Annotated in this window: 7 protein-coding genes and 2 tRNA genes; 8 read left to right on the forward strand and 1 reads right to left on the reverse strand. The window is 45.6% G+C overall.

Features of this window, described 5'->3' with window-relative positions; genetic code table 11:
• The first annotated feature begins 30 nt into the window (after nucleotides 1-30).
• The 4 genes from ACFO4R_RS01070 (at nucleotide 31) to ACFO4R_RS01085 (ending at nucleotide 4,193) form a co-directional block, all read left to right on the forward strand.
• Nucleotides 31-1,395: an MATE family efflux transporter gene (locus ACFO4R_RS01070; protein WP_379787110.1), complete on the forward strand. Its 1,365-nt coding sequence runs from the start codon at nucleotides 31-33 to the stop codon at nucleotides 1,393-1,395.
• 379 nt (nucleotides 1,396-1,774) lie between these two features.
• A complete protein-coding gene (gene hcp, locus ACFO4R_RS01075; protein WP_379787111.1) occupies nucleotides 1,775-3,424 on the forward strand; it encodes a hydroxylamine reductase in 1,650 nt (549 codons plus the stop codon).
• A 545-nt stretch (nucleotides 3,425-3,969) separates the two neighbouring features.
• Nucleotides 3,970-4,055, forward strand: a tRNA-Leu gene (locus tag ACFO4R_RS01080).
• 53 nt (nucleotides 4,056-4,108) lie between these two features.
• Nucleotides 4,109-4,193: transfer RNA gene (locus tag ACFO4R_RS01085), tRNA-Leu, on the forward strand.
• Nucleotides 4,194-4,780: 587 nt separating this feature from the next.
• On the opposite strand, the gene ACFO4R_RS01090 is transcribed toward ACFO4R_RS01085, so the two are convergent.
• A complete protein-coding gene (locus ACFO4R_RS01090; protein ID WP_379787112.1) occupies nucleotides 4,781-5,668 on the reverse strand; it encodes an AraC family transcriptional regulator in 888 nt (295 codons plus the stop codon).
• A gap of 620 nt (nucleotides 5,669-6,288) precedes the next feature.
• Between ACFO4R_RS01090 and ACFO4R_RS01095 the strand changes: the two genes are divergently transcribed.
• The 4 genes from ACFO4R_RS01095 (at nucleotide 6,289) to gnpA (ending at nucleotide 12,459) form a co-directional block, all read left to right on the forward strand.
• Complete coding sequence (locus tag ACFO4R_RS01095) at nucleotides 6,289-7,668, forward strand: carbohydrate ABC transporter substrate-binding protein (protein ID WP_379787113.1); 1,380 nt, start codon at nucleotides 6,289-6,291, stop codon at nucleotides 7,666-7,668.
• A gap of 688 nt (nucleotides 7,669-8,356) precedes the next feature.
• Nucleotides 8,357-9,247, forward strand: a complete 891-nt coding sequence (locus ACFO4R_RS01100; RefSeq protein WP_379787114.1) for a carbohydrate ABC transporter permease — start codon at nucleotides 8,357-8,359, stop codon at nucleotides 9,245-9,247.
• Between the two features lie 10 nt (nucleotides 9,248-9,257).
• Entirely contained in the window at nucleotides 9,258-10,118 is an 861-nt protein-coding gene (locus tag ACFO4R_RS01105) for a carbohydrate ABC transporter permease (RefSeq protein ID WP_379787115.1), read from the forward strand.
• A 181-nt stretch (nucleotides 10,119-10,299) separates the two neighbouring features.
• On the forward strand, nucleotides 10,300-12,459 hold the full coding sequence (gnpA, locus tag ACFO4R_RS01110; RefSeq protein ID WP_379787116.1) for a 1,3-beta-galactosyl-N-acetylhexosamine phosphorylase: 2,160 nt from the start codon (nucleotides 10,300-10,302) through the stop codon (nucleotides 12,457-12,459).
• The last annotated feature ends 1 nt before the right edge of the window (nucleotide 12,460 follow it).

The following is a 12,460-nucleotide window of genomic DNA, read 5'->3' on the forward strand; positions in this document are numbered from 1 at the left end:
CGATCTTCGATAAGACAGAGAGGGGAGTTTATGGCAAGAGGATTTGTTAAACAGTCGTTGGAAGAACGCAGAGAGATGATATTGCACGGGGATATCCTGAAAACCTTGTTGTTTTTGTCGGTACCCACGTTGCTGATGGGAGTGGTGCAGGCTCTTATCCCCATTGTGGACAGCTTCTTCCTCAATCATACATCGGGTTACGCGGTGGCAGCTGCGGTGGGTTTTGTCGTGCCGATCATACAGATGATCAACGGAATGTCCGGAGGTCTGGGTGTAGCGGGAATGGCAATGATAGGAAACGCCAACGGAAGAGGGGATATCGCCGCGGTAAAACATTACTGTACCCAATTGATCGTCTTCGGCTTTCTGCTCGGGATGATTCTTGCACCCCTCTGCCTTGTGAGCGGTTACGTTGTTTCGAGGTTGATCAATCCGGAGATCTCACAGGAGGTCTTTGTCTATATGGGGCTATATTCCTTTGTTCTGCCCTTTCTTTTTCTGACTGCCATCTATAATGCGATCAAGAACTCCGTCGGTCAGCCTGAAGCGACCTTGTATCGGATGATTCTTCTACTGGTGTTAAAAATCATATTCAATACCTTGTATCTCTATATCCTCGATTTGGGAACGGTGGGCTCCGTCTTGGGTTCGTTTTCGTGTTATCTTTGTATCGGAATCTGGATGTACTATGACCTTTTTGTGAAAAAAAGCGATTTAAAACTGGGCTTGAGAGGCTTTTTCTTCGATAAAGAGATGATAGGCGAGATTATGAGATTGGGCATCCCCGCTATGCTCAATTCGGTCACGGTAAATCTGGGTTTTGTCCTGATCAATCTCGAAGTACAAAAGTACGGAGGGGATGTGATGAATGCACAGACGATCGCAAACAACATCAGCAGTCTGTACTTCCTGTTGCCCGCCTCCTTGAGCACGACGGTTACAACCATGGTCAGTATGAATATGGGGATCGGAGAAACCCAAAGGGCAAAAAAGAGTTTCTTTACCGCCTGTATTGTAGTCATTGTGTTTTCGGCTCTTATTATTGCAGGCTCTCTTCCCTTCTCCGAAGTGCTGGTAGGACTGTTTCTAACCGATGACAAGATGTTGTCTCTGGCAAAGGAAGCGGTCGATATTTACACCCTGGCGATCATAGGGTTCGGTATCTATATGGCGGTGTACGGTGTCTTCATCGGACTGGGAAAAACAAAGATACCTCTGTTTACGGGACTGTTGAGAATATGGTTTTTCCGATATATCTTCATCCTTGCCTTTGAAAACATTCTGGGCGTATATTCCGTGTTCTGGGGCAACCTTTTCTCCAATACGGCTGCCGGTCTTTTGTGTTTTTTGCTGGTGATGAAGGTCGAGTGGAGAACGAATATGAGGCTCTCTTGAAAAGGAGGGCGGAGTATGCTAAATCCTTTTATTTGTTAAGTTAAGCTGGACATTGATACACATATTTTATAAATAAGAAGGTTTTAAAGTGGTTGAGTTTTGCTCTGATCACGGCAGTTCTGTTCGGCGGTTGTACTTCCAAACCGGAGGAGACACAGGAACAGCCTCAGGAAACAACGGAAGTTGCAACACAGACACAAGAAACGGGTACCGATTCTTGCAGAAGAAGTGTATTTCGATTAAGGGATGGAGGAGCTGATCTTAAAATAAAACAAAAAAATATAAAACGGTAACGGATGTTACGGAAAACCCTCCACGTTTCTTCTATACTAAGAATATGGATCAACGAAAACATAGACGAACATTCAGGAGGGGTAATATGAACAGTCTTTTAGATAATCAAATGTTTTGTTTTCAGTGTCAGGAGACAGCGGCAAACAAGGGGTGTACAAAGATGGGTGTCTGCGGGAAGACACCGCGGGTATCGAATATGCAGGATATGTTAATCTGGATATCCAAGGGGATTTCTCAGATTACGACCGGACTTCGGGAGGAAGGTGTGACCGTTTCCAAGGAAGTAAATCATATGATTACCTTAAACCTCTTTACGACGATTACCAATGCGAATTTCGACGAAGCTGCTATTGTGGAGAAGATAGTAAAGACGATCAATGTGAAAGAAGAGTTGAAAAAGCAGCTCAAAAACAGGGAAGGTCTCAGCGAAGCTGCTCTTTGGAAGGAAACGGACATAGAAGTTTTGGCGGCCAAGGCAAAGGAAGTAGGAGTGTTGAGTACGGAAAATGAAGACGTGAGAAGTTTGAGAGAGTTGATCATCTACGGTCTGAAGGGTCTCTCCGCATACTCCAAGCATGCAAATGTGCTTTTGGAAGATAACGAAGAGGTCGATGCCTTTCTGCAAAAAGCTCTTGCAAAGGTCCTCGATGACAGTTTGGGGGTCGATGATCTGGTTGCACTTACCTTGGAGACGGGTAAGTTCGGAGTGGAAGGAATGGCCATGCTCGACAAGGCGAATACCTCCACCTATGGAAATCCTGAGATGACAAAGGTCAATATCGGGGTCAGAAACAATCCCGCCATCCTGATTTCGGGACACGATCTTCGGGATATGGAAATGCTGCTTGAGCAGACTGCGGGAACAGGAGTCGATGTCTATACTCACTCCGAGATGCTTCCGGCAAATTACTATCCGGCGTTTAAAAAGTATGACCACTTCGTAGGCAACTACGGAAACGCTTGGTGGAAGCAGAAAGAGGAGTTTGAGAGTTTCAACGGACCGATACTGATGACGACGAACTGTATTGTACCGCCGAAAGACAGCTACAAAGACAGGGTCTATACAACGGGGTCCGCAGGGTTTCCCGGATGTAAACACATCGAGGGGGAGATCGGCGAGACGAAGGACTTCTCCGCGATCATTGAACATGCCAAACGCTGTCCTGCACCGACTGAAATCGAGAGCGGAGAGATTATAGGGGGCTTTGCTCACAACCAAGTCTTTCAATTGGCGGACAAGGTCGTAGACGCGGTTAAGAGCGGAGCGATCAGGAAGTTTGTCGTAATGGCGGGATGTGACGGGCGTCAAAAGGGAAGAAGCTACTATACCGACTTTGCACAGGCGCTTCCCAAGGATACCGTGATTTTGACGGCAGGTTGTGCAAAATATCGTTACAACAAGCTGGATTTGGGAGATATCGGGGGCATACCGCGAGTTCTTGATGCGGGACAGTGTAACGACTCTTACTCTTTGGCGGTAATCGCGTTGAAACTAAAGGAGATCTTCGAACTCTCCGACATCAACGAACTTCCCCTTGCTTTCAATATTGCGTGGTATGAGCAGAAAGCGGTCATTGTTCTCCTGGCTCTTCTCTATCTGGGAGTCAAAAACATCCACCTGGGACCGACTCTTCCCGCCTTCCTTTCTCCGAATGTTGTAAACGTCCTGGTGGAAAATTTCGGTATTGCCGGAGTGGGAAGCGTGGAAGACGATATGAAAATTCTGATAGGATAGGTACAAAGCGATAGGCGAAGGAAGGATTTCTTTGTTTCTTTCCGAACAAACGGATCTTCCTCTGAGGGAAAGAACATCCTGCAAGAACTTGAAGACACAAGAGCTCTTCTCTTTCAAGGGGTTGCTCGAAAAGAATGTTTGACGGGCGAAGAGCAAAATTTGTGTTATTGAAAGAGAAAAAGGGTATGTTGTTAAAGGGATGATTAGCGGGAATATGCGAACATATGGGAATCTTTGACCATAGGAGAGATACGTCGTGCAGACGAACGGACATTTTTTTGCATATCCGGCTGAAAGGGTCGCCGGACTTAGCGGCGATCTGTTTCCGACTGTAGTTCCTCCAAATTAATATAAACAACAACATGAGAGGACAGCCGTCTTTCCGTTAGGAAGGACGGCTGTTCTTCGTCCGGGACACCGTAAGAAAACAAGCCATGTTCAGTTGTCGGGGTGATCGGATCGCATTGCCTCCTTAAATTTAATATTTTTTTAATTTAAGTCTTGCCAAACGGAAAAGAGTATGCTATTATAATTAAGTATTCAGCGCAGGCGTGGCGGAACGGCAGACGCACTGGACTCAAAATCCAGCGATAGCGATATCGTGTGGGTTCAAATCCCACCGCCTGCACCAATCTTATCTCACGGAGTGTGAGATTTTTTATTAAAGCTTCGAGATGTTTCCGGGCAGATGTGGCGGAATGGCAGACGCGTACGCTTGAGGGGCGTATGAACAACGTTCGTGAGGGTTCGAGTCCCTCCATCTGCACCAATCGGAAGAGAGTATGTATATCCTTACGGGAAGTACATACTCTCTTCTTTTTTATACCGACGATGTTTTATCGATAACGATTTTAATTTTATACTATTATTCATTTGAGTTATGGGTATCGGCAACCTGTATTCAAACGAAGATAAAACGGATTTTTGTGGTCATAAAATAAATATAATCATACTTCTATTGAAGAATAGTATGATACCGTTCTTCGATAGAAGCATTCGTAGATCCGCCTTGATTATAAAAATAAATCAATTCAAGTCTGAAGAAGTCAAGCTCATAGATATCGATGATTCAAACGAAGCGCAGTATTATACTCTTTTTCATTTAAATAATGGATCATGCCGATTTGTACTCCATAGGAAATAGAATGAATTTGTGTGGTTGTAAAACGGATAGGAACACATTTCTATTGGGAAATAGTATTATACGGTTATCCCTTAAATTTGACAGGCTGAATGCCTTGAAGGAGATCTTGCGTCAGTTTGTTTTTTGTGAATGGTATATTCCGTATGCCGGCAATCTTGATATCATTCTAAGGTCGGCAGTTCGACAAGGGTCCGGTTTTCAACCTTCCCTTGTCATCCCTTGTTATTTAAGCGTTTGCGGTATTCCCTCGGGGTGTATTTTACCCTTCGTTTAAAGATTTGGGTAAAGTATGAGGCGGAGTTGAAGCCGACGATTCGAGCGATGTCTTCGATGGTATGGTTGGTATTTTTGAGCAAGTCTTCGGCGATATTCAATCGCTTGTCCAAGAGGTAATGGATGGGGGTTACCCCATAGCTTTTTTTAAACTCACGCACCAACTGATATTTGTTGGTGTAGATCATCTTGGCCAATTCCTCCAAGGTAATATCATGGGTGTAGTAGAGGTCGATATAGGATTTGATGTATTCAAGCTGGCGGTTGTTGTTTGTATTCGCATCCAAAACGAGCTTGCTTTGGGCAAGACGGAGGATTGAAAATATCAGGATCTCCAGAAGATTTTTCATAATTTCCTGATGAAAGGGCTCTTCGCCCTCCTGTTCTCTGTGAATCTCCAGAAAAAGGGTCAAGAGCTTGTCCCTATGGTTTCGGAAGTTCTTTTTGAAGATATGACTGTGCAGGAGGTAGTCGTAGACGCTTTCGGGACGGTCCGAAGGCGGATCTTCATTTTTGTGAAACGGCATGATCGAAAGTCCCTTCATTCCCAGAACAATGTAGGAGAGAGACTCCTGTGAATCGGAGACCTCGGTGTGAAAAATATTGGAGTTTACAATCAGGAGATCGTCCGCACGAAGAGGAATTTCACGGTTGGGAAACTTCATTCTTCCCTGCCCCGATATGACATAGAACAACTCTGTAAACGGATGGACGTGCATGGTGGAATGCCAAGTATCGTCCATGCTGTTTTTTGTGATATAGACCGGTTCGACATTCATCGAGCGGATTCGGTCGCGAATAAGACTTAAGTTAAATAGAGTTTCCATAGGGTCTCCTTATATGATTTTACAATTGAAAGGTTGGGCGAACATAAGATTATGCCTGTGTGGACTTTCCGGCCACAGTTTTTCTCCGTTTCTTGCATAAAATACGCTTATAGAGCCAACCCGTCATTCAAACGGGTATCGGTACGACGGTATATGTTACAAAGGTGTCGTTATCGGAGAGAGTCCATCACAGGAAAGTGGTAATACTATTCTCCAATAGAAGTATGGTTATATCTACTTTATGATTACGAACATCCGTGTTATCTTCTGTTGAGCACAGGTTTCGGATATCCGCAGCTCAAATGAATAACGGTATAAAATACTTCTTGAACAGCTTTTTTTGAGCATCTTGGCGTATGTTCAGGGAAAAAGCGGGAACCGTTTATCTCTTTGAGCATCTGTCGTATGGGCATGGATAAATCCGAAAACACGAGAGGAAGTTCTTTTTTGGAAATATGTGACATTTCCTTAAAAAGAGTATAAAGAACTTTGAGACGAAAAGCAAGAATAATAAAAAATCGGTCAATATTGTGATAGGAATATGTTTTCCGAAATAGTATAATAAAAACACAACAACAAATGGCAGGTATACAATACAAATTTTTTGGAGGTGGATTTTTATGAAAATGATGAAAAAAGCCGCAACGCTGGCCTTGAGTGCCGCGATGATATTTTCGCTCGTTGCCTGTGGCGGTGGAGCTGAAAAAACGACAACCGAATCGGCAGAACCTACGGAGAGCACTCAAGAGGGGGGTGCGATGAGTTTTGAAGGAAAGACCCTGAAGGTAGCGGGTTTGGACGGCGGTTACGGCACCGAAGGTTGGAAGGCTGTAATTGCGGCATTTGAATCAAAGACGGGTGCAAAGGTGGAGTCGACCTTTGAGAAGAACATCGCCGATGTGCTTCGTCCCCAGATCCAGGCAGGCAATTCTCCCGATGTCATCTATATGTCGATTGGCGGAGAAGGAGGGTTGACCGAGACCATGATTAAGGAAAATATGGTCTTGGATATTACGGATGTACTGGACAAGAAGGTTCCGGGAGAAGAAGTCACGGTAAAAGAAAAAATCATTCCGGGCTTTTTGGATACCTATAACACAAACCCCTACGGAGATGGAAAAACCTATTTGGCACCTCTTTTCTACACTCCTTGCGGTCTGTTTTACAGCAAGTCGATGATTCCGAGCAAGGACACCTTGCCTGCGACCTTTGCGGAGTTTACCGAGCTTGGAAAAGCGGCTCAGGCGGATGGAGTAGCTTTGTTTACCTATCCGACCACAGGATATTTTGACAGCTTTATTCCCGCTCTTATCAACGAAGTCGGCGGACCTGAGCTCTTTAATAAGCTGATGAACTACGATGTCGAGGCTTGGAAGAGTGACGAGGCGAAGGCGGTATTGCAAACGGTAGCGGATCTTGCTCCCTACCTGCACCCCGACACCGTGTCCAACACGAACATCAAGGATGGATTTAAGAACAATCAACAGTCCGTGATCGACGGAACTTCCATGTTCATCCCCAACGGTTTCTGGTTGCCCGATGAGATGAAGGAAACAACTCCCGAAGGCTTTGAGTGGGGCTTTATGCCTCTGCCGGCCTACAAAGAAGGCGGAGACCGATACAGCTTTACCTTCTTCGAGCAGGCATATGTTCCGGCATCTTCGGCCGAGCCCGAGTTGGCAAAAGAATTTGTTGCCTTCCTCTACTCGGATGAAGCGGTAAAAGCCTTCTACGAGAACGGCGGAGCCGTACAACCGGTTGCAGGCGTTGAAGAAATGATCAGTGATCCGGGACAAAAGGAGATCTACTCCATCTATGCGAGCGGAGCAAAAGCGGCTATGGGAGGTTTTGTAGCGGCACCTCCGGTAGAAGGAGCAGACATCAAAGCGGCTTTGTACGATACCATCAACTCGGTTATGACCGGAGATAAGACGGTGGATGACTGGCACAAAGAAGTAGTGAGCACAGTAGAAAAAATTTCAGCTGAACTGAATAAATAAACATTGGTTTGGTCGGGGCGATGGGGTTTATCTCCATCGCCTTTTTATTAAAGGAGGTATCGCATAACGGCAGAAGCAATTGGGGGGCAAATTTACCTTCCGATACGGATTTCTGCTTAAAACAGCGAGCCGGATGGATTGTCTATCACAAAAAATTGTTTTATACTGTTATCCGTTTACCGTGTCCGGTTATTCGGAGCATTTTCTGACACGGGACTCGGATATAGATTCAAAAACGTAGTATTAGGGCAATGCCGCACAAAGGCAAAATTTTGATTTTCTTATGGATTTGTAAAAAATAGAATTCTGTCAAATCAATGCTTTTAAGAAATTCAGCATCCCTTTAAAAGTGATGTTACGATAATTTTTTGAACTATGCGGTGTTTCTTTAGTTCCGTTTGCACTTTCCTATAAATGGCGATTTATGGTTATACATTCCATAAACCCGACATAGTAATATTAAGGTTTATATTGTTCTGCCTTCGGGTTATGGATATAAACGATGTGTAACTCATAGAAGATAAAACGAAGTTTTGCGGTTGCAGAATAAATATATCCATACTTCTATGAAAAATAGTATCAGTATAAGTGCTTACGGTGACAAGTCACGGATAGAACAATGTAGACAGATCTCGGCATCAAAGCTCACACCATGCGGTATTGACAAAAGAAAGGACAGGTATCGGATATGAAAAGCAAAGGAAGAAGCATATTCATTACAGTATGCGTTGTTCCCGCGATGTTGTTATACCTTTTGTTCATGGTTTATCCCACCATTTCGATTTTTACGATGAGTTTGTTTAAGTGGGGAGGACTTTCTGCGAATAAGAAATTCGTCGGACTCAACAATTTTAAGTTTTTGCTCGAGGACAGATATTTTTTGAGAGCCTTTCAAAACAGCGTGTTTTTGATTGTCTTTGTCACGATCTTTACCATCGTTTTTGCCATCTTCTTTGCGAGCGTACTTTCGAGAGAAAACCTCAAGGGTCAAAACTTTTTCCGTATTATTTTCTACATTCCCAATATTCTCTCCATCTCGGTGGTCGCTTCGATCTTCTCGGCAATCTACGAGCCTCAAAAGGGGTTGTTAAACGGTTTTTTTCGTCTGTTTTATGCGGATACATGGACAAATATTCAGTTTACGGGAAGCAGGCAGCTGGTGATCTACTCAATCGCTTTTGCACTGATCTGGCAGGCGATCGGTTACTATATGGTCATGTATATGTCGACAATGTCCCAGATCCCCAAGCAACTCTATGAGGCTTCGGACCTCGACGGAGCGGGAAGAATAAGACAGTTTTTTGATGTGACCCTTCCCTTATCATGGGATACGGTAAGGACGACTCTGACCTTCTACGTCATATCCAATATCAACATCTCGTTTCAACTTGTGACGATCATGACACAGGGAGGTCCTGACGGTGCGTCTCACGTTTTCCTCAGTTATATGTATAATCAGGCCTATACCAATTCGAGCTATGGCTACGGGCTGGCGATCGGCGTTGTGGTATTTGTATTTGCCTTGGGTCTTTCGGCCGTGATCAACCGTATCACCAAGAGAGACATCATTCAGTACTAGGAGGTGGAACATGGATAAACGTACAAACAGACTCTACAAGGTCTTCATCTACCTTTGCCTCGTTCTGCTGGCGGTGTCCATCATTGTGCCGGTAGCGTGGGTGTTCCTTTCATCTCTGAAGGCGAATTCCGAGTTTCAGGGCAATCCGTGGGCAGTTCCGTCCTCTCTTCAGTGGGGCAATTATGTGAGAGCGTGGAAGGATGCAAAAATGGGGGATTATTTCTTTAACTCGGTCCTTACTACCTCTTTGGGGCTCTTTATTCTTCTTATGGTTGCAGTCCCTTGCTCTTATGCACTTTCCCGTATGGAGTTCAAGGGGAAGGGGCTTATCGTCAGACTGCTTCGTTCCGGTCTCTTTGTCAACATCTCTTACATCGTTATACCGATTTTTTTGATGTTGCTCGATTGGAACAGGGCTTTTAAGAAGCCGCTCTTTACCGATAATCTGGTAGTCTTAGCAGTCATTTATGCGGCAACCGCGATCCCGTTTACCGTCTATTTGCTTTCCAACTACTTCAGAACGATCGCCAAAACCTATGAGGAAGCGGCCTATATCGACGGAGCGGGGTATTTTCGAACGATGACGGATATCATGATCCCGATGGCCAAGCCCAGCATCATCACCGTCATCCTCTTTAACTTCCTTGCCTTTTGGAATGAGTATATTATGGCACTTACCATTTTGACCGACCCTGCGAAGAGGACTCTTCCCGTAGGACTGGTCAATTTGATGAATGCACAGAGGGCGGCAGCCAACTACGGTCCTATGTACGCGGGTCTTGTACTTGTAATGCTGCCTACGTTGATCCTCTACATCCTGGTACAGAAAAGGTTGACCGAAGCGATGACGGTAGGAGGAGATAAGGGCTAGAGAGGATTTATACTATTATTCATTTAAGTTATGAATAGCAGCAACCTGTACTCAACGGAAGATAACACGGATGCTCCCGGTTATAAAGTAGATATAACCACATTTCTATTGGACAATAGTATAAGCGTTGAGATGGAACATTTGAACAACCCGATATCAAAACGGATGAAGGAGATGTATTATGCACAAGAAGATAGGGCGGTTGACCCTGCCCAGTGAAGAACATTTTTTGGAGCAGACCAAGGAGGTGATGGAGAAGTTGGGAGCCGATGCCCTCCGCGATTCCGACGGTACAAAGCTTCCCGATGAAGTCAAAGATTTGGATGCCAAGATCTATACCACCTACTTTGTCGCAAGGGGCGACAATGCGTTTGCGAAGGCACATATGGATGAGTGCCAGCATTTTTACCTGATGACCGAGCACCATACGGCGATTGGCGAGAATATTTGTATTCCGCTTATGAAGGGATATTTTGCCGAGCAGGTCAAGGTGGACGATGACCACGACCCCAAGCGATGGTGGGAAGTGATCGACCGAACGACCAAAGAAGTCGTTCCCGTAACTCATTGGAAGTGGGACAAACAAAAGGGGCAGGTGGTAATCGAAGCTGCCGAGCCTTTTCACCAATACACTGTGAGCTTTCTCGCCTATGCGATCTGGGATCCCACGCAGATGTACAATCATATTACGAATGACTGGGGCGACAAGGAACACGAGATTCCCTTCGATGTCAGGAAGAAGGAAGCTTCCGTCCATGTGGAGAAGGTCTTGGAGCAATGGCTCAAAGACAATCCCAAGACCGATATTGTCCGTTTTACGACCTTCTTCTATCACTTTACTTTGGTCTTCAACGATGAAGGAAAGGAAAAGTTCGTCGATTGGTTCGGTTATTCCGGCAGTGTTTCAGTCGAGGCGATGGAAGCCTTTGAGAAGGAGTACGGCTATGCCCTTCGTCCGGAAGACATCGTCGATGAGGGATATTATAATTCGACTTACCGCATTCCGACCAAGGCCTACCTGGATTACATTGAGTTTCAACAGAAATTTGTCAGTCGCAAGGCAAAGCGCCTGGTCGATATGGTGCATAAGGCGGGCAAAGAGGCGGTGATGTTCCTCGGGGACAACTGGATAGGCACCGAACCCTATGGACGCTACTTTAAGGATATCGGACTCGATGGAGTAGTCGGCTCGGTGGGCGACGGTGTGACCTTGCGTATCATTGCGGACATTCCCGATGTGAAGTTTCGGGAGGGAAGGTTCCTGCCCTACTTCTTCCCAGATACCTTCTATCCCGGAAACGATCCCGTGATCGAGGCGAAGCGGAATTGGACGACGGCAAGGAGAGCCATGGTTCGACGCCCTCTCGACCGCATCGGTTACGGAGGCTACCTCTCGCTTGCCTATCAGTTTCCCGAGTTTATAGACTATATCGCCCGTGTCGCCGATGAGTTTCGAGAAATCTATGATAAGATTGCGGACGAAACACCCTATTCTTCCATGAAGGTTGCAGTGCTAAACTGCTGGGGAGAGCTTCGAAGCTGGCAGCCTTACACCGTGGCACACGGAAAATGGTATCATCTCGCTTATTCCTATATGGGGTTGATGGAGGCACTGAGCGGAATGGATGTGCAGGTATCTTTTATCAACTTCGAGGATGTGAAACGGGGTATTGATCCCGCCATTGACGTCATCATCAATGCGGGAGATGCCTATACCGCATTCAGCGGTGGAGAAGCCTTTGCACAGGAGAAGGTCGTAGCCGAGCTTCGACGTTTCGTGTACGAGGGAGGAGGTTTTATCGGTGTCGGTGAGCCTTCCGCCTTTCAGAGAGAAGGCAAGTTTTTTCAACTCTCCGACATCTTGGGAGTCGACAAGGAGGTAGGCTTCTCTCAAAGCCACAACAAGTACCACGACAAGCAGAGTGACTCCCACTTCGTAACCGAAGAGATCGGAGGCAACTTGGACTTCGGAAGAGGAATGCCTTGTATCTACGCCTTGAGTGAGGATACGAAGATCTTGAACTACAAGGATCACACCGTGAACTTGGCGGTACATGATTATGGAAGAGGAAGGGGAGCTTATATCAGCGGAATGCCGTATTCTCTCGAGAATACGAGAATGCTCAAGAGACTCCTGCACCATGTGAGCCACAGAGAGGACAGTCTCAAGCGTTACTATGCGAGGGACTGCCGTGTAGAGGTCGTCGGGTTTCCCGAAAGAGGAGAACTTTTGGTGCTCAACAATAGTGGAGATAAGGTCAAGACGGAGGTCTACGGAAGAGAAAAAACCTATACGGCAGATCTGGAACCGAACGGAATCGTTTGGTTGAAGGAGGAATAAA

This window comes from Filifactor villosus, assembly GCF_042652965.1.
Classification (GTDB): Bacteria; Bacillota; Clostridia; order Peptostreptococcales; family Filifactoraceae; genus Filifactor; species Filifactor villosus.